General features: G+C 70.0%; 16 protein-coding genes. 8 read left to right on the top strand and 8 right to left on the bottom strand.

Translation table 11 applies throughout. The features are described 5' to 3' along the window. The first annotated feature begins 154 nt into the window (after positions 1 to 154). A complete protein-coding gene (locus ACQQ2N_RS16515; RefSeq protein ID WP_440225788.1) occupies positions 155 to 499 on the top strand; it encodes a RidA family protein in 345 nt (114 codons plus the stop codon). 12 nt (positions 500 to 511) lie between these two features. Here the strand turns inward: ACQQ2N_RS16515 and ACQQ2N_RS16520 are convergent, their stop codons facing one another. Further along, a complete protein-coding gene (locus ACQQ2N_RS16520) occupies positions 512 to 1,006 on the bottom strand; it encodes a hypothetical protein (protein ID WP_440222667.1) in 495 nt (164 codons plus the stop codon). 128 nt (positions 1,007 to 1,134) lie between these two features. Between ACQQ2N_RS16520 and ACQQ2N_RS16525 the strand changes: the two genes are divergently transcribed. Then, positions 1,135 to 1,404: a DUF3297 family protein gene (locus ACQQ2N_RS16525; protein WP_440222668.1), complete on the top strand. Its 270-nt coding sequence runs from the start codon at positions 1,135 to 1,137 to the stop codon at positions 1,402 to 1,404. A gap of 10 nt (positions 1,405 to 1,414) precedes the next feature. Here the strand turns inward: ACQQ2N_RS16525 and ACQQ2N_RS16530 are convergent, their stop codons facing one another. Further along, positions 1,415 to 3,757, bottom strand: coding sequence for a GH92 family glycosyl hydrolase (locus tag ACQQ2N_RS16530; protein ID WP_440222669.1), 2,343 nt, complete (start codon positions 3,755 to 3,757; stop codon positions 1,415 to 1,417). A gap of 186 nt (positions 3,758 to 3,943) precedes the next feature. Here ACQQ2N_RS16530 and ACQQ2N_RS16535 point away from each other — a divergent pair, with 186 nt between their 5' ends. Continuing rightward, positions 3,944 to 4,297, top strand: a complete 354-nt coding sequence (locus tag ACQQ2N_RS16535; RefSeq protein ID WP_440222670.1) for a hypothetical protein — start codon at positions 3,944 to 3,946, stop codon at positions 4,295 to 4,297. A gap of 99 nt (positions 4,298 to 4,396) precedes the next feature. Then, positions 4,397 to 5,518, top strand: a complete 1,122-nt coding sequence (locus ACQQ2N_RS16540) for a GGDEF domain-containing protein (RefSeq protein WP_440222671.1) — start codon at positions 4,397 to 4,399, stop codon at positions 5,516 to 5,518. 4 nt (positions 5,519 to 5,522) lie between these two features. On the opposite strand, the gene ACQQ2N_RS16545 is transcribed toward ACQQ2N_RS16540, so the two are convergent. Next, on the bottom strand, positions 5,523 to 5,951 hold the full coding sequence (locus ACQQ2N_RS16545; protein ID WP_440222672.1) for a YkgJ family cysteine cluster protein: 429 nt from the start codon (positions 5,949 to 5,951) through the stop codon (positions 5,523 to 5,525). 5 nt (positions 5,952 to 5,956) lie between these two features. Between ACQQ2N_RS16545 and ACQQ2N_RS16550 the strand changes: the two genes are divergently transcribed. Next, positions 5,957 to 6,559 carry a 2'-5' RNA ligase family protein gene (locus tag ACQQ2N_RS16550; protein WP_440222673.1) on the top strand — a complete coding sequence of 201 codons (603 nt, stop codon included), beginning with the start codon at positions 5,957 to 5,959 and terminating at the stop codon, positions 6,557 to 6,559. Positions 6,560 to 6,576: 17 nt separating this feature from the next. Here the strand turns inward: ACQQ2N_RS16550 and ACQQ2N_RS16555 are convergent, their stop codons facing one another. The 4 genes from ACQQ2N_RS16555 to ACQQ2N_RS16570 form a co-directional block, all read right to left on the bottom strand. After that, positions 6,577 to 7,143 carry a gamma-glutamylcyclotransferase gene (locus ACQQ2N_RS16555; RefSeq protein WP_440222674.1) on the bottom strand — a complete coding sequence of 189 codons (567 nt, stop codon included), beginning with the start codon at positions 7,141 to 7,143 and terminating at the stop codon, positions 6,577 to 6,579. Positions 7,144 to 7,204: 61 nt separating this feature from the next. Beyond that, positions 7,205 to 7,528 (bottom strand): DUF2218 domain-containing protein, encoded by a 324-nt coding sequence (locus tag ACQQ2N_RS16560; protein ID WP_440222675.1) that lies wholly within the window; start codon positions 7,526 to 7,528, stop codon positions 7,205 to 7,207. A 116-nt stretch (positions 7,529 to 7,644) separates the two neighbouring features. Continuing rightward, positions 7,645 to 9,498 (bottom strand): choice-of-anchor Q domain-containing protein, encoded by a 1,854-nt coding sequence (locus ACQQ2N_RS16565; protein WP_440222676.1) that lies wholly within the window; start codon positions 9,496 to 9,498, stop codon positions 7,645 to 7,647. 67 nt (positions 9,499 to 9,565) lie between these two features. After that, positions 9,566 to 12,052, bottom strand: a complete 2,487-nt coding sequence (locus ACQQ2N_RS16570) for a winged helix-turn-helix domain-containing protein (RefSeq protein WP_440222677.1) — start codon at positions 12,050 to 12,052, stop codon at positions 9,566 to 9,568. Positions 12,053 to 12,153: 101 nt separating this feature from the next. Here ACQQ2N_RS16570 and ACQQ2N_RS16575 point away from each other — a divergent pair, with 101 nt between their 5' ends. Beyond that, positions 12,154 to 12,600 (top strand): hypothetical protein, encoded by a 447-nt coding sequence (locus ACQQ2N_RS16575; RefSeq protein ID WP_440222678.1) that lies wholly within the window; start codon positions 12,154 to 12,156, stop codon positions 12,598 to 12,600. Between the two features lie 12 nt (positions 12,601 to 12,612). Here the strand turns inward: ACQQ2N_RS16575 and ACQQ2N_RS16580 are convergent, their stop codons facing one another. Continuing rightward, complete coding sequence (locus ACQQ2N_RS16580; RefSeq protein ID WP_440222679.1) at positions 12,613 to 13,527, bottom strand: DUF808 domain-containing protein; 915 nt, start codon at positions 13,525 to 13,527, stop codon at positions 12,613 to 12,615. A 150-nt stretch (positions 13,528 to 13,677) separates the two neighbouring features. On the opposite strand from ACQQ2N_RS16580, the gene ACQQ2N_RS16585 reads away from it, so the two are divergent. Together ACQQ2N_RS16585 and ACQQ2N_RS16590 are read left to right on the top strand one after the other, a co-directional pair. Beyond that, positions 13,678 to 14,871 (top strand): DUF1624 domain-containing protein, encoded by a 1,194-nt coding sequence (locus tag ACQQ2N_RS16585; protein ID WP_440222680.1) that lies wholly within the window; start codon positions 13,678 to 13,680, stop codon positions 14,869 to 14,871. Positions 14,872 to 14,962: 91 nt separating this feature from the next. After that, positions 14,963 to 18,226: a S41 family peptidase gene (locus tag ACQQ2N_RS16590; RefSeq protein WP_440222681.1), complete on the top strand. Its 3,264-nt coding sequence runs from the start codon at positions 14,963 to 14,965 to the stop codon at positions 18,224 to 18,226. Positions 18,227 to 18,230 lie beyond the last annotated feature (4 nt).

Raw genomic sequence — 18,230 nt, forward strand, 5'->3', positions numbered from 1 at the left:
GGATCGCGTGCGTTCGTGGACTGCGGGGCCTCGCAGGCGCGGGGCGTCGTCCACTGTGCGCAAGCCTCCCCGTCGATGCAACCCGCGCTTGCGTCGCTGCGCGCGAACGCCGAGCATGCGCGCCTCCCTCCCGTTGCCAGGAATCACCGTGACGATCCAGCGCTTCGACACCGGCCCGCGCATGTCGGAAATGACCGTCCACAACGGTGTGGCCTATCTCGCCGGACAGGTCGCCGAGGACGTGTCGCTGGACATCGAGGGCCAGACCCGTGAAGTGCTCGCGGCGATCGACGCTCTGCTGGCACGCGCGGGCTCGCACAAGTCGAAGGTCCTGCGCGCGCAGATCTTCCTGCCCGACCTCGCCGATTTCGCCGGCATGAATGCGGTATGGGAAGCCTGGGTCGAACCCGGCCACACGCCGGCGCGTGCGACCGTCCAGGCCGCGCTCGCCAATTCGGGCTGGAAGGTCGAGATCGTCGTGACGGCCGCGGTCGGCTGACCGCGGCGGGCGTCAGAGCTGGCGGTCCTCGGCCTTGAAGCGGCCGTTGCGGATCGCCATGCGCTTGCCGTCCTTGCCGACGAGGTCGAACGCGAACGTGCCTTCGATGGCCTTGCCCTTCGAGGCGGTGATCTCGAAGCGGTTGGTCGCGCTCTTCTTGTCGAGCGCGTACTCGACCGCGTCGGCGTCACGGCCGACTTCGAAGCGCACGTCGCAGCTGCTGCGCCCGAACGCGTCACTGCCGAACACGATCGGCGTGCCCGGCACGTAGGCCTCGCAGGTGATCGCGAGGCGGTCGATGCGCGTCTTCGGCGGCGGCCACGCCATGGCGCCGGCGGTCATCGCGCCGAGACTGAAGCTCTTGTCCAGCGGCACCAGCGTGATGCCGTCGTCGTCGCTCGTGAACGCAACGCCGTCGACCTCGGCCGTCAGCGACTGGGTCTCTGCGGCGGCGGCCAGGGGCAGGGCGAGCGTGAGCAGGGCGGGTACGAGGTGCGTCAGGCGCATGGGCGGATCTCCTTCGGGTGGCAGGGCAATACGCACGAGGGCAACGGTTCGGGACATCGGCCCGGGTTGACGCGACCGGCGCACTGGGCCAGATTGCGCGCCCCCGCATGCCGCCAGGCCGTTCCGCCATGACCGACACCTTGCCCGATCGCCTCTCCGTCGACCCGAAGAGCAAGTTCTACGACGAGGCCCTGCTCGCGCGCGGCATCGGCATCCGCTTCAACGGCCAGGAAAAGACCACGGTCGAGGAATACTGCATCAGCGAAGGCTGGGTGCGCATGGCGGTCGGCAAGGCGCTCGACCGCCGCGGCCAGCCGATGACGATGAAGTTCCAGGGCAAGGTCGAGGCCTATTTCCTCGAGACGCCCGCGCAGGACGACGCGCCCGCGCAGGGCTGAACCACGCGCCTCAGCGGCGCGCGGTCGATTGCGAGTAGGGTAGCGCGTCACGCCCGCGCAACGCACGCCTGTCGGGCGTGGCCTGCATCGTGAAACGCAGTTCGCCACCGGCCATGATCTCCTCGTGGCGGATGAACGTGCGCGCGAGCGGCTTGCCGTCGAGGGTGACGCGACCGACGTAGGTGTGCGCATCGTCGAGGCCGTCGGCGACCACCGTGAAGCGCTTGCCGTTCGGCAGGTGCAGCGTCGCGCGCGGCACGAACGGGCGGCCGAGCACGTACTCGTTGCTGGCCGGCGCAACCGGATAGAAGCCGAGCGCCGTGAACACGTACCAGGCCGACATCTGGCCGAGGTCGTCGTTGCCGGCGAGGCCGTCCGGCCGCGGCGCGTACTGCGTGCGCATGATCGTGGCGAGGCGTTCCTGGGTGCGCCAAGGCTGGCCTGCGTGCGCGTACAGGTAGGCGACGTGGTGGCTCGGCTCGTTGCCGTGCGCGTACCAGCCGATCAGGCCGGTGATGTCCTCCATGTGGGCGAAGATCGACGCATCGACCTTGGCGTCGAACACCGCGTCGAGCCGTGCGAGCAGGCGGTCGACGCCGCCGTGTGCCTTGGCGAGGCCGGCGACATCCTGCGGCACGTACCACGAGTACTGCCACGCATTGCCTTCGGTGTAGTCGGTACCGTAGCCGCTCGCGCTCGGGTCGAACGGTTCGCGGAAGCTTCCGTCGCGGTTGCGCGCACGCATGAAGCCGGTCTTCGCGTCGAACGCGTGGCGCCAGTTGGCGGCATGGCGCGTGAAGCGCTTCGCGATGTCGTCGCGGCCCATCGCCGCGGCCATGCGCGCGATCGTCCAGTCGCCATAGGCGTACTCGAGGGTCTTCGAGGCGGCTTCGCCTTCCTCGTCGATCGGCACCCAGCCGAGCTCGCGGTAGGCGCCGATGCCGTCGTACGGTGCGTAGTCTGCGCTCGCGACCATGGCCTCGAGCGCAGCACCTGCATCGAAGCCGCGGATGCCTTTCATGTAGGCGTCGGCGATCACGGGCACGGCGTGGTAGCCGATCATGCACCACGTCTCGAGGCCGTGGAACGACCATACGGGCAGGATGCCGTAAGGACTCTGCCTGCGGTGCGCGACCAGTGAATTGACGAAGTCGCTCGTGCGTTCCGGCGGCTGCACGATCGTCAGCAGCGGATGCAGCGCGCGGTAGGTGTCCCAGAGCGAGAACGTCGAGTAGTGCGTGAAGCCGTCGGCGACGTGCACGTCCTGGTCGGGGCCACGGTAGCGGCGGTCGACGTCCATGAACAGCGTCGGCCCGAGCAGGCTGTGGTAGAGCGCGGTGTACAGCGCACGGCGCGCGTCGTCGGGGGCATCGACTTCGAGCACGGCCAGCGCCTGGGTCCATTGCTCGCGCGCGGCGGCGCGCACACGGTCGAAATCCCAGTCGGGCACTTCGGCGTCGAGGTTGGCGATCGCACCGTGCTCGCTGACCGGCGACAGTGCGACCTTGGCGACGAGCGGAGCGGCATCGGCGGTGCCGAAGTCGAACGTCGCGACGAGCTGGCGGCCTTCGATCTGCGCGCGCCGGGCCGGATCCTCGGCGGCCGGCGGCGCGAAACCCTTGTACGGGATGTCCTGCTCGGTGTTGTGCAGCGCATGTCCGGCGAGCGGGCGCGAGAAGCGCATCGCGAAGTAGAGCTGGCGTCCCGGCGCCCAGCCACGCGTCTCGCGGAAGCCGGTCACGGTGCCGTCCGGCTGCACGCGCACGCGCGACCACGAGATCTTGCCCGGGTAGTCGTACAGGCTCGTGCGCAGGTCGAGCAGCACGTGGGCGGGCTTGCCGGCCGGGAAGGTGTAGCGGTGCACGCCGACGCGCGCGGTCGCGGTCAGCTCGGCACGTACGGCGTAGTCGTCGAGCGTCACCGCGTAGTAGCCGGGTTCGGCGCGCTCGCCCTTGTGGGAGAAGCGCGAGGTATAGCCGCTGAGCGGTGTCGAGACGTCGCCACGTTCGAGGCGCACGTCGCCGCTGATCGGCATGAGCAGCACGTCGCCGAGGTCGGAATGACCGGTTCCGGAGAAATGCGTGTGCGAGAAGCCGACGATCGTGGTGTCGTCGTAGCGGTAGCCGGCGGCCCACCCGTAGGCGTCCTTGCGCGGCTTGATCTGCGTGTCGGGGCTCAGTTGCACCATGCCGAACGGCACCGTCGCGCCCGGGTAGGTGTGGCCTTCGCCGCCGGTGCCGATGAATGGGTCGACCGATGCGTAGGCGCCCGATGCGTGCGGCAGCGCGGCTGCGTGTGCTGCGCCCGCCAGGCTGGCGGCGAGCAGCGAAGCGAGATGGGGCAGGCGGCGCATCGGTGGTCCTCGGTCGGGCGACCGGAGAACCTAGCATCTCGAGGGGGTGGACGTTCAGCTGGGTGCAAGGGTCGACTATCGATGGTTTCGCTTGATGTTCATTTTCCGTTCGGGGAAGCGGCGATCCACGGGAGTAGGCTCGGCACGCGCCACTGGGAGGCGCATCGGAGGGCAATGAACATGACCGTGTTCTGGATCTCTTTCGACATCAGTTCCGAACAGGCTGCGGGCCTCAGTTACGCGACGCGTTTCGAAGCGTTCAACGACGCGATGATCGCCTTGAGCACCTCGATCTGGAGCGAGACCACGTCGTTCCACGTGCTCGAGACCAGCCTCAGCATCGACGAAGTCGCCACGCGCTGCCGCGATACGATCGCGCCATCGGTGGACGTGTGCCTCGTCGCCGACGTGCAGGGTCAGCAGAGTCGCATCGTCGGCCGCTGGAGCGAGGATCAGGTGTTTCGCCTCATGCCGAGGTTGCGCGACGCGACGACGGCTTTGCCCGGCCACGACGGCAGGTCGCTGCGCGCCGTACGCTGATAGCGTACGGCGATGCGCCGCCCCCGGCGCAGGGTTGAGGCAGAGGCGGTACGCGACAGTCGAGCGTGGCCCTGACGGGCGCAGCGTCGAGGGGAAGGCGTGGGCAAGGCCGACGAGACGACCGGCATGGCGCTGCCCGCCGTTGCGACACGTGACGGCGACACCTTCGCGCGCGCCGAGATCCTCGCCGAAGTGTCGGGCGAGGCGCTGCAGGGCGACGATCTCGAGGCCGTGCTCCAGGCGATCGTGACCTGTCTGCACCGCCGCCTGCCGGTCGCGATCGCGAGCATCATCCTGCTCGACGAGTCCGGCACCCACTTCATGCAGGAAGTCTGGGCCGGATCGGTCGATCTCGATCTTCCTGCCGGATTGCCGTGGCCGGTCGAGATCGGCGTCGCCGGCCGTTGCGCGCGCAGCGGTCTCGCCCAGCATGTGCCGGACGTGGCGGCCGATGCCGACTATGTCGCCGGCAACGGTGCCGTGCGCTGCGAGTACCTCGTGCCGATCCGTCATCGCGGCCGCCTGCACGGCGTGCTGAATCTCGAGAGCACGCGGGAAGGCTTCTTCTGCGCATCGACGCGCGCGATGTTCGATGCGGTCGCGCTGCAGATCGCCGGCGCGATCCATCTCGCCCGCATCGTGCGCGAACTCGAACACGCCAATCGCGCACTGCGCGAACTTTCGATGCGTGACGGCTTGACCGGTGTCGCGAACCGGCGTTCGCTGGACGCGCGGCTCGCCGAGGCGTGGGCGGGTGCCGCCCTGCGTGGCGATGCCGTCGCGCTGCTGCTCGTCGACGTCGACCGCTTCAAGGCCCTCAACGACGCCTGCGGCCATCTTCGCGGCGACGAATGCCTGCGCGAGCTCGCCGGCCTGTGCGTCGCCGCGCTCGGCACGACACCGGGACTCGTCGCGCGCTATGGGGGCGAGGAGTTCGCGGTGTTGCTGCCCGGAGCCGACCTGCGCTCGGCGAGGCGTTGCGCCGAGCGCCTTCGGCGTCGCGTGGCGTCGCGCGCGATGCCGCATCCGGCGTCGCCGGTCGCGGCGCACGTGACCGTCAGCATCGGTGTCGGTGCGGCTTTCGCGGATGCCGCGATCCATCCCGAGTCACTGATCGCGGCCGCCGACACCGCGCTCTACGCGGCCAAGGCGGCCGGTCGCGACCGTGTGGTCGCGCAACCCGTCGGCAGCGTGAGGGCGCGTCGCCCGCCACGCTCGTGAGCCGTCATTCGAGGACGATCGGGATGCCGCGCAGGCGCTGCTCACGGTAGGTTTCGCGCACCTCGACGCACTGCGCGCCGCCCATCGCGAACGCGCGGCAGATGGTCGGCCGCCGCGAATAGATCGAGCAGTGCAGATGCAGCGGATCGATCGCGGCGCACCAGCCGTCCTCGTCGCGGGCCATCACCTCGAGGCCGTGCTCGGACCGCGTGGTCAGGTGGTCCGGCACGTGGTCGTCGGGCATCAGCACGACGGTGAGCCGACAGCACACCGCCTCGCAGCGCGTGCAGGCGACGCGTGGATCGATCGCTTCACCGGACATCGGATCGATCATGCCGGCGAGGTTCCTGCACAGGCAGGGGCAACCGCGAGGCTGGACGTGCGAACCGTGCTGCGGTGATATCGACGCTCGACGTCGCGACGACAGGAACACCCGCCATGGTGCGCAGGAACACCTCGCATCCCGCCCAGTCCGGGTTCGACACCTTCGAGCCGCCGCATCCGACCGACCGCCTGTTCTTCGCGGTGCATCCGGATGCCGCGACCGCGGCGGTGATCGCGGACCTCGCCGCGGACCTGCGCGAGCGTCACGGCCTGCACGGCATGCCGTTGCCCGGCGCGCGCCTGCACGTGACCTTGCATCACCTCGGTGATTTCGCGGGCCTGCCCGCCGATCTCGTCGCCGCCGCGCGTGGTGCCGCCGATGGACTCGAGGTTGCGCCGTTCGACGTCGGCTTCGATCGTGCCGCGAGCTTCGCGTCGTCGCGTGGCAAGCGTCCGTTCGTGTTGCAGGGAGGCGAGGAGCTCGACGGCATCGTCGCGCTGCATCGCGGTCTGCTCGAGGCGCTTGCGCGCCGCGGTGTCGGCATCGCGGGCACACAGGCGTTCACGCCGCACGTCACCCTGTTGTACGACGAGGCGGTCGTCGCGCCGGTCCGCATCGAGCCGATACGCTGGCGTGTCGGATCGTTCGCGCTCGTGCACAGCCTGCTCGGCCGCTCGCGCCATGTGGAACTCGCGCGCTGGCCGCTTCGCGACTGAAGCTCCCTGCACGCCGCTCATGCGTCGACCCCGCGCAGGCGGCGCTCGAGCGACGACACGTGGGCATCCTGTTCCCCGAGCGCGTGCAGCGCGTCGGCGAGCGCGAGCACGTAGTCGCGGTTGCTGCCACTGGGCCCGCGCGCGGTCGCGATCTGCCTGGCGATCGCGTCGTCGTCACCGGGACCCAGCCATGCGGCGTTGTCCTCGCGGGCCACGTAGACGAGCCCCTCGACCTCGCGGCCGTCGAGCAGGTCAAGCGTGAGCGCATGGCGCAGGTAGCCGTTCTTTTCGCGGTGGTCGAGATGGGCGAATACGTCGGGCGTGATGCGATAGGCCATGCCGAGGCAGGAGGCCGTCGCGTCGGTGACGAGCGTCGCGACGCGACCGGGCCGTGCCGGCGTCCCGCGATGGTCGTGCGAGCCCTGCCAGAAGCGCCGCGACCAGCCGTGCAGCCTTGCCGGCCGTCGCTCGAGGAACGCGAAATCGGCCTTGTAGATCAGCGAGCCGTAGCCGAACAGCCACACCTCGTCGTGGCCTGCGAAAAGGTTCGCCTCGCGGTTGATCGCGGTGGTGTCGATGCTCACGGGTGCTTCGCCGGACGCCGGACCCTACACTGTCGGGTCGCGGGGCCCGGCGCGCAAGAGGTCAGGCCGCGTCGCGCCACTCGAATGCGAGGGCCTCGTTGCGCTCGAAGCGGCGCAGGTGGTTCTCGATGACGCCACGCAGGGCTTCGAGGCGCCTGGCGTCGGCCGTCTCCACGTCGATCGCGAGCACGTCGCCGGCGACCGCGAAGCTCGCACGCTCCTCCTCGCCGAAGGGGATGCGCGCCGCGACATCGCCGTCGCGCTCGATCGTGAAGCGGTGGCGCCAGTGGTTGCACAGCGTGCGCAGCAGTCGTGTCGCGTCGGCTGGCTGCACGTCGGCGTGGGAACGCCAGGATGCGAACAGGGGATGGCGGTTATCGGTCATCGACGGACTCCGTTTCTTTAGCCCGTCATGATGGACCCGTGTGCCGCGCGCAGCGATGGCCGTGGCGGCGACACACTGTTGCGGCAGGCGCGACAAGCGCCCGCCATGACGGTCGTTCAGTCCTCGAAGCCGTCGGCGAAGATCACGTCGGGCACCGGTTGAGTCTCGAACGCGCCGATGTCGGCCGCCGCGCCGTGCTCGCGCATCCAGTTCGCGCCGCGCTGGTCGAACACGAGACCGATCGCGTTGTTGCCGGCGTCGATCGCGGGGCTGCCTTCGCCGAGCGCATGCGTGTGTGTCGGGCCGCCGTTGTCGGCGAGCGGCTGCAGCAGGGGATCGGAGGTGATCGTGCCGGACGGCATCGGCGCGGGGCCGACGCCGCCGTGCACGAGGTTGTTGGCACCCGCGATCGACTTCGGGAAGGCCCACACGTTCGCCGCGTTGCCGTTGAGCGTGTTGCCCGCGACCAGCGTGCTCTGCAGGTCGATCAGGTAGGTGGCCGATGTACCACTGAGGCCGCCGCCGCGGAAGCCGCCCTGGTTGAACGCGATCGTGCTGTTGCTGAAGCGGAAGCGACCGCCGTCGAGCAGCATGCCGCCGCCTTCGTCGCCGGTGTTGCCCGAGATCGTGCTGTTGATGATCAGGGAATCCTGCGGCGCGTACTCGCCGTAGCGGACCGCGACGCCGCCACCGTCCGAACCGGCGGTGTTGCCGGTGACGCTGCTCGCGACGAGTTCGAGCGTACCGCCCGAGATCAGGATGCCGCCGCCGCCCTCATCGGTGCCGCCTTCGTTGCCGGCCGAGTTGCCCGAGATCGTCGTGCGTTCGATGTGCAGGATGCCCGACGTCGGCCCGAACACGCCGCCGCCGGCGGCGGCCGCCGCATTGCCGCTGATCGTGCTGTCGAGGATCTCGACGCTGCCACCACCGGTGAAACGCAGGCCGCCGCCACCGCCGTAGTGGCTGCTCGAGCCGACCGTGTTGTCGAGCACGTCGACGTTGCGCACCGTTGCATGCGCGCGCAACCAGGCGCCACCGCCCTGCGGGGCGCACACCGGGCAGTCGCTCGAGGCGACGTTGTCGCGGAGTGCGCCGCCCTGCATCGAGAACGTGGTCGTACTGCCGGTCGAGCCGCGCACGCCGACCGCGATGCCGCCACCGAACACCTCGTAGGTGTCCGAATGCGCGGTGTTGCCGCTGACCGTGCTGTCGACCAGGCGGGCCTCGCCGAGCGCGCGGATGCCGCCGCCCTCGGCGATGTTGTTCATGATCGTGCCGCCGCCGATCGAATGGCTGTGGGCGGTGTTGCCGGTGAACGTCGAGCCGGTCGCGGTGAGGTTGCCGCCGGTCGCGATCGCGCCGCCACGGACGAGCAGGTTGCCGTCCGCACGATTGCCGCGGAACGTGGTCGCGGTGAGCACGGCGTGGCCGGCGACGACCGCGCCGCCGCCTTGCGTGTTCTCGACCGCAGCCGCGCCGGCCACGCAGTCGGCGATGGTGACGCCGTCGAGGACGAGCTCGCCGTTCGCCTGCAGGCAGCCACCGTTGCCGTCGGCACGCCCGTGGGCCAGGGTCAGGCCGCGCAGCGTGAGCGTGCCGCCACCGGCGTGCACCAGCACGCGGTGGGCGTCGGCACCGCTGATCGAGAGCGTGGTGGCGCCGGGTCCTTCGATCGTCAGGTTGCCGTTGCCGGCCGACAACGCACTGGCGAGCGTGATCGTGCCGCAGGTCAGTCCGGTCGCATCGATCACACCGCCCGAGGTGGCGGTCGCGAGCGCGTCGCGCAGGCTGCCTGGGCCGGCGTCGGCGCACGTGGTGACGGCGACGACTCCGGCGGGACGTGAGGAGTCGCCCGAAGCCGAGGCGGCACCGGCCGCGGCTGGAGCCGAGAGCGCGACCGCGAGACAGACCGCCAGGGGATCGAGGGCGAGCGGGCGGCGGGGAACGGAACGGCGGTACGCGGGATTCATCGTGGACTCCGGACGGGGGTGGCGGGGGCCGGTCCTCGATCGGACCAGCGGGCTCGCCGCAAGCGTGTCAGTCGGCGCCGCCTGCGCCATGCCGGAGCTGTTCCCGACCTGTTCCGGAATCGTTCCGGATCGATGCGAACGGCGACGCGGCGCCGTTTCCGATGCGTGCCGGTGTCATCGGACTCTGCTCCAGTCCTTCCGGGATGCGGCGCTCGCCGGCGAGCTGGCGCACCCTCGCGAGGGCGCTGCGCCAGGCTTCGACGTGTCCGAGCGCATGCGAGAGGCGGGCTTCCAAGACAGCGCTCGTGAAGTCGCGGTCCGCGAAGGGCGCGACCCTGCCGACGACCACGGCTGCGCCGGCCAGGTCACCGTGCGCGATCAGAAGGCCACCGCAGGACTCTGCTGCGTCGCGCACCCCGTCCGCGGTCCCACGTCGGGTGGCTGTCGCCAACGCGGCGTCGCAGGCCCGCCGGAACGAGGCTTCGTCGTGGTCCGCGGCAGCCTGCTCGGCCTCGGCCAGGCGTGCCTGCAGCAGGATGATGTCGGCACTGCGGGTGTCGGCCCACGTCGCGAGGGCGTGGACTTCGCGAGCCGCGTCGTCCCGCCGGTCGTCCCGGCGCAAGGCGCGCGTCAGCGTGAGCCATGCGCGCGCACGCGCGCGTTCCTCGCGATCCAGCGCCGGCTCGGCCATGGCCTGGCCGGTGAGCACGATGGCCAGGCGCGGCTGGTCGCCGGCCAGGTCGAGGCGCGCCAGCGCCGCACGCGCCAGTGCGCGCGGCACCGGCAAGGCCTCCGCGACGAGCTCGTCGAGCAGCACGCGCGCTTCGGCGAGCCGTCCGTTGGCATGCAGCACGTCGGCGCGTTGCAGCGCGAGCATCTGCCTGAGGAACGGCTCGGTGATGCGATCGCGCAGCGTCCAACCCGCGTCGCTCGCGGCCAGGGCGGCCTGGGGTTCGACCAGCATCATGCGGGCATCGATCTGGTTGAACACCGTGGTCGCCTGCTCGTTGATCATGCCGAAGCGACCGAAACGGGCAGCGATGCGTTCGAGCGGCTGCAGCGCTTCCGCAGGACGGCCGCGTGCCATCTCGACCGCACTCTCGTTGCCGTCGATCTGCGCCATGAGAAGTGGATCGCCCGCCAGGCGGATCGCCACGCGCGAGCGCGCGAAATCGGCCATGGCCTCTTCGTAGCGTTGCAGGTGCGTGTAGGCGACGCCGCGGTTGTTGTAGGCACGGCCGAGCGCCTCGGGCTGGTCGCGTGAATCGAGCAGGTCGATCGAGCGCGAACAGAGGCCGACGGCGTCCTCGAGGTCGCCCAGACGCATGCGCGCCACGCAGAGGTTCTCGAGCAGGCGCGCATGGGTGACCGGGTCGGCTTCCGCGGTGACGTCGCGCAGCAACGCCTCGGTGGCCTCCCTTGCCCTGGAGAACTCGCCCTTGCGCAGGTCGATGCGGATCGCACGCATGCGCACTTCGGGCAGCGCGCGCAGCACCGGCGGGGCTTCGTCGATGATGGATCGAGCGAGTTCCAGGTTTTCCGAGAGGCGCGCCGCGTCGGTACGGCGCAGCAGTTCCTCGAGACCGGCGGCGCCGGCGGTGACCGGCATGGCGGCGCCGCGCCCGAGCAGGGCGAGGACCTGGTCCGAGGCCGTCCTTGCCGCCGCGAGCGCGTCGTCGGCCTCGGCCTGGGTCTCGCGCCGGCGTCCGTCCGCATCGACGAGGGCGACGCGGACGACCCAGCCGGAGGCGCTGCGACGGGCCGCGAGGGCGACGGTTTCGCGTGGCGCGAGGGCGTGTTGCAGCGTGCTGCGCGCGGCTTCGCCATCCTTCGCATCGGCCACGAGGCGTACCACGGTGTCGCTCGATACGACGACGAGACCGGCTTCGCGCAGGCGCGTCGCCACGAGATCCATGAGACCCAGGCGCAGCCAGGCATCGGAGGGTTCGGCGAGCACGTCGACGGGCAGCACGGCGACGGCCGCGCTGCCGGTGTCGTCGAATCCGGTCGGTTCGGCGGCCTCCCGTGCAGACGGTGCGCGTGACAGCCATGCGGTGTAGGCCAGGCCCGAGATGAGCAGCATCACGAGCAACGCGGCGATCACGGCACGCACGCGATGCACCGAACCCGATGCCGGGGACGGTATTGTCGGCGGGATCGTCGACGCCGGTTCGGCACGCCGGGACGGTGCTGCGCCGGGCGTGGCCTCGGTCGGGCCGGTCGTGTCGTCGTCTTCGACGACCCGCGTGTCCGCGACCCAGTGATAGCCGAACCGCGGCACCGTGCGCAGGAAGGCCTGCGCCTCGGCGGTATCGCCGATCGCACGCCTGGCTCCGAGGATCGCCTTGCCGACGACGGTGTCGCTGACGGCGGTCTTTCCCCATACGGCCGCGACGAGCTCGTCGCGACCGACCGCGCGCGCGCGATGCTCGACGAGGTAGGCGATGGCATCGAAAAGGGTGGGCGAGAGATCGATGCGCTGCCCGCCACGACGCAGCTCGCGTGCGGCGACATCGAGGCTGCAGTCACCGAAGAGGTACAGGCGGCGGGTCATGGCCGTCCAGCGTAGCGGCCCCGCTGCACTCGTGAAAGGGCGGCTGAACGTCGCGGGCAGGGGTGCGGACCGATTCAGCAGGGTGTTTCGACAATGGAGGCATGAACCTTCTGCGCCCTGTCGTGATGATCGCGATGTTGTTCGCCCTCGCCGGGTGCGGCGAGCGCATGCGTCTCGTCGAAGTGGCGCGCTCGCCGACCGTCGACGGCACGCTCGATGCCGTGCTCACCGAATCCGCGTCGCGGGACGGTGACGACACGGCGTACAACGTCCACGTCGTGAGGACTGGCGGCGCGGTGTCGGGTGATCCGGTCGCGCGGCTCGTGGGCGCACGCCGGGGTGCCGCCGCATTCGGGGTCAACCTCGCCTGGACGTCGCCACGCGTCCTTGAGGTGCGTTACCTGGATGCCACGGAAGCCCGCATCGACCCGTCGGCGGTGCGCGACGCGGGCGCGGGGGTCGAGGTCAGTCTCGTCCCGGGCATCGTCGATGCCGACGCACCGCGTGGCGTCATGCGTGCGGCGGCCGGCGCCCAGGCATCACGCTGAGCGCCGCGTCGGTCAGTGTGCGGCTGCCGGCGTGCCGCGCAGGCGCTTGAATCCCGCAACGACCGCGAGCACGACGAGTCCCGCGAGGATGCCGAGCACCGCGTCGATGCCCATCGAGGCGAGCGTGCCGAGCAAGCCGGCGGGCACGATGCCGACGATGGCATGGTGCAGGGCGGCCACGTTGTGGGTGAGGATGCCGCCGCCGACGAGGAACATCGCCGCGGTACCGACGACCGACAGCGTCTTCATGAGCCAGGGAGCGGTGTAGAGGATGCCGCGGCCGAACGCGCGCGCCGCTTTCGTGCCGGCGCCTTCCCCCTCGCGTCGGCTCAGCCACAGCCCGGCGTCGTCGAGCTTGACGATGCCGGCGACGAGTCCGTACACGCCGATCGTCATGAGCAGCGCGATCGCGACCAGCGTGGCCACGCGCAGCATGAACTCGGCTTCGGCGACCGTACCGAGCGTGATCACGATGATCTCGGCCGAAAGGATGAAGTCGGTGCGTATCGCGCCCTTGATCTTCTCCTTCTCGACGGCGACGAGGTCGACGTTCTCGTCCGCGACCGCCTGCAGGTGTCCGTCGTCGCCGCCGCGGTGGAACAGGGAATGGACGAGCTTCTCGACGCCTTCGTAGCAGAGGAACGCGCCGCCGATCATCAGCAGCGGGATCACCGCCCACGGCGCGAACGCACTGATCAGGAGGGCGGCGGGAACGAGGATGAGCTTGTTGAGCAGTGATCCCTTGGCGACCGCCCAGACCACAGGGATCTCGCGCTCCGCGCGCACGCCGGAGACCTGCTGGGCATTCAGCGCGAGATCGTCGCCGAGCACGCCTGCGGTCTTGCGCGCGGCGACCTTGGTCATGACCGACACGTCGTCGAGCACGGTGGCGATGTCGTCGAGCAGGACGAACAGGCTGGAGGCCATGGGCGGTGATCGCAGGGGAGGTGGCTGATTCTTGCATCGCCGGGGCGCGCGCGGGAAGCGCCCTCGCCGGACACGGCGTCGCGCCCCGCACGGTGCGCGCATCGCGCCGGAATGGCATGCTGCGCGGGCCGCCCCGACCCGGATCCGCGCATGCCGACGCCGACCGACGCCACGCCCGCCGAGGGTCGCACGCGAGCCGGTTCACCGCGCCTCGACGCGATCGACGCACTGCGCGGACTCGTGATCGTGCTCATGGTGCTCGACCATGTGCGCGACTTCTTTCATGCCGACGCGTTCCGTTTCGATCCGACCGACCTCGACAAGACCACGCCGGCGTTGTTCCTGACGCGCTGGATCACCCACCTGTGCGCGCCGACGTTCGTGTTCCTCGCCGGTGTGTCGATCCATCTGCAGCGCGCGGCAGTGCGGCCGGGGCTGTCACGTCACCTTGCCACGCGAGGGCTGTGGCTGATCGCCCTCGAACTCACGGTGATCTCGTTCGGCTTCAACTTCGCGATGCCGTTCGTGATGCTGCAGGTGATCTGGGCAATCGGCATCGGCATGCTCGCGATGGCCGTGCTCGTGCACGTCCCGGTACGCGTCGTGCTGGGGCTCGGCCTCGCGATCGTCGCGTTGCAGGGGCTCGTGCCCGCGCCGCCGGCCGATATGCCGACGTGGGCGCGGTTCGCTTGGTCGCTGCTCATGCGTCCGGGCGGCATCCCCGGCACGCCCGGCCTGATTGCGTATCCGGCGCTGACCTGGTTCGGCATCCTCTGCCTCGGCTACGGACTGGGAGGGGTGTTCCTGCACTCGCCTGCCGCTCGGCGGCGTGCGCTGCTCGTGTTGGCGGCGGCCGCGCTCGCGTCGTTCGCCGTCCTGCGTGCGACCACGGCATTCGGCGATCCGTCGCCGTGGGTGCCGCGAGCCGACGTGGTTGGCTCCGCGCTGGCCTTCATCGACGTCTCGAAGTACCCGCCATCGCTGCTCTACGTGCTGCTCACGCTGGGCGTGGCAATGCTTCTGCTCGTCGCGCTCGAGCACCTGCGCGGTCCCTTGCTGCGCGTGCTGCTCGCGTTCGGCCGCACGCCGCTGTTCACGTATCTGCTGCACATTTACGTCGCGCACGGCCTCGCGGTGCTCGTCGCCTGGGCGACGGGCACGCCGCCGTCGGTGCTCGTGAACCTGCTCGTCGATCCGTCGCGCGCGGTCGCCGCAGGCTGGGGCTACGAGCTGGGCGTGACGTACCTCGCCACGTTCGTCGTGCTGGCGCTGCTCGCACCGCTCGCGTTCTGGTTCGCCGACGTCAAGCGACGGCGTCGCGATGCCTGGCTGGGATACCTCTGAGCGGTCTTGCCACGCGTCCCCCGACGCATGGCACATGCAGCGCGACCGCACGCGAAGCACCTTGTCCACACGATCACCGGGAGGGATACGCATGGGGATGCTGACGAGGCTCGCGATCGTCGCGGCCGTCGCGAGTTCGGGCGCGCACGCGATCGATCGGCAGGACACGCGCATGCTCGCGTGGCCGGCCGTGCACGGTGACCGGCTCGCCTTCACCTACGACAACGACCTCTGGCTCGCACCGCGCGCGGGCGGTGTCGCGAGGCGACTGACCCAGGCCGCGGGTCAGGAGTCGAACGCGCGTTTCTCGCCGGATGGCCGCTGGCTCGCGTTCACGGCCGACTACGGCGACAACCTCGATGTCTACGTCATGCCGGCCGACGGCGGCGAGGCGCGACGGCTGACCTGGCATCCCGGCAACGACATCGTCCGCGGCTTCACGCCATCGGGCGACGTGCTGTTCCAGTCGGACGAATCCCGCCACACGCGGCGCCTGAGTTCGCTCTACACCGTGCCCGTGACGGGCGGAGTGCCGAAGCGCCTGCCGGTGCCTTCGGGCTTCAAGGCGGCGCTGTCGCCTGACGGCCGCATCCTCGCGTACTCGCCGAACGAGGAAGCGTTCCGGCAGTGGAAGAACTACCGCGGCGGCACCCAGAGCCGCATCTGGCTGCTCGACATGGCCACGCTCGCGGTCAAGGAAGTCGCCAAGCCGGACGCCGGCAGCAACGACACCGATCCGATGTGGATCGGTTCGACGCTGTACTTCAATTCTGACCGTGACGGCGAGTTCAACCTCTACCGCCACGACGCGGCGACGAACCGGTCGACCGCATTGACGACGCTCGCCGACTTCCCGGTCACCGCACCGGTGGCCGACGCCGACGGCGCCATCGTGTTCGAGCATGGCGGCCGCCTGCACACGCTCGACACGCGCACGGGCAACGTGACGCCGCTGCGCATCTCGGCCGTGTCGGACCTCGCCGAGACGCGCCCGCGCCTGGCCAGCGACATGAAATGGGTGCGCGAAGCGGCCGGCGCGCCCGACCTCAAGCGCATCGCGTTCAACTACCGCGGCGAGATCGTGACCGTGCCCGCGGAGAAGGGCGATCCGCGCCAGCTCACGCGCTCGCCGGGCGCCAACGACCATTCGCCGGCATGGTCGCGCGACGGCCGCCGCATTGCCTGGTTTTCCGACGCCGGCGGCGAGTACGCGCTGCTCGTCTCCGACCAGGACGGCAAGGGCGCGCCGCGCCGCTACGCGCTCGACGGCGCGGGCTACTACGACACGCCGCTGTTCTCGCCGGACGGCAAGCGCATCACCTATCAGGACAACAGCCAGTCGCTGTACGTGATCGACCTCGCGAGCGGACGCTCGACGAAGATCGCGTCCGAACCCGTGTACTCGCCGCTCGACCTCATGAGCGCGAACTGGTCGCCCGATTCGCGCTGGCTCGCCTACACGGTGCAGAACGCGGGTCTGATCCAGACCGTCCACGCGTGGTCGGTCGAGAGCGGAAAGTCGATCGCACTCACCGATGGCCTGAGCGAGATGATGCAGCCGGTGTTCGATCCCGACGGCGAGTTCCTCTATGTGCTCGCGTCGACCGATGCCGGCCCGCTCAAGGACTGGTTCTCGCAGATCAGCATCGACAACGGCATGCGCCACGGCCTGTACGCGATCACGCTGCGTCGCGACGGCCCGAATCCCGTGCCGCCGCAGAGCGACGAGACCGAGTTCCCGAAGCCCGCCGACGGCAAGAAGGACGAAGGCAAGGACGACAAGAAGCAGCCCGCCGCGCCGAAGCCCGTGCGCATCGACGTCGACGGCATCGGCGACCGCATCGTCGCGCTGCCGGCCGGCGAGGGCACGCGACGTGGCCTGCGCGTCGGCGCCCCCGGCGAGATCTACTGGCTCGAGACGACCGGACGCACGTCGTTCGACGCGTTCGGCGGGCCTTCCGAACTCAAGCGCTTCACGCTCGAGAAGCGCGAGGCGAAGACGATCGCGAAGAACGTCGAGGACTTCATGCTCTCGGCCGACGGCAAGCGCATCGCCTGGCGCGTCGGCCGCGACTGGTTCGCCGGCGAGGCCAAGGACGAGTTGCCCGAGGGCAAGGGCAAGCTCGCGCTCGACAAGGTGTCGGTTGCAGTCGAGCCGCGTGCCGAGTGGGCGCAGATCCTCGAGGATGCGTGGCGCATCAACCGCGACTACTTCTACGCGACCAACTATCACGGCGCCGACTGGCCGAAGATGCGCGAGAAGTACCGCGCCTTCCTGCCGCATCTCGCCACGCGCAGCGATCTCGACCGCGTGATCCGCATGATGCTCAGCGAGCTCGCGGTCGGCCACAGCTACCTCGGCCCGGGCGACTACCCGTTCGCACCGAAGGAGATCAAGGTCGGCCTGCTCGGCGCCGACTACGCGGTCGATGCCGGGCGCTGGCGTTTCACGAAGGTGCTCGGCGGCCTCAACTGGAATCCCGACCTGCGCTCGCCGCTGCGCACGCCGGGCGTCGAGGTCAAGGCCGGCGACTACCTGCTCGCCGTCGACGGTGTGCCGTTGCGCGCGCCCGACAGCGTGTACGCGGCATTCGAGGACAAGGCCGACCGCCAGGTCCGCCTCACCATCGGGCCGAAGGCCGACGGTTCGGGTTCGCGCGACGTCGTCGTCGTGCCCGTCGCGGACGAGACCGGCTTGCGCTACCTCGACTGGGTCGAGGCCAACCAGCGCTACGTGACGCAGAAGAGCGACGGCCGGCTCGCTTACGTGCATGTGCCCAATACCGCCGAGGACGGCCACCGGAGTTTCAAGCGCTGGTTCTATCCGCAGTCCGACCGCGACGGCATCATCCTCGACGAGCGCTACAACGGCGGCGGCCTCATCGCCGATTACTACATCGACATCCTGCGCCGCCAGCCGATCGCGAACTGGACCCTGCGCTACGGCGAGGAACTCGTCAGTCCGCGTGGTGCGATCTTCGGCCCGAAAGTCATGATCGCCGACGAGACCGCAGGTTCGGGCGGCGACCTGCTGCCGTGGATGTTCCAGCGCTTCAAGCTCGGTCCGGTGATCGGCAAGCGCACCTGGGGCGGACTCGTCGGCATCCTCGGCTTTCCGTCGTTCATCGATGGCGGCAGCGTCACCGCACCGAACCTCGCGATCTGGACCGAGGACGGCTACGCCGTCGAGAACGTCGGCGTGCCGCCCGACATCGAGGTCGAACAGTGGCCGGCCGAGGTTGCGAAGGGCCGCGATCCGCAGCTCGATCGTGCGATCGAGGTTGCTTTGGAGGCATTGCGCACGCATCCGGTCGCCAAGCCGCAGCGACCGCCGTTCCCGACGCGCACGCGCTGAGTCA

Origin of the sequence: Dokdonella aquatica (assembly GCF_051987395.1) — a bacterium.
GTDB lineage: Bacteria > Pseudomonadota > Gammaproteobacteria > Xanthomonadales > Rhodanobacteraceae > Dokdonella.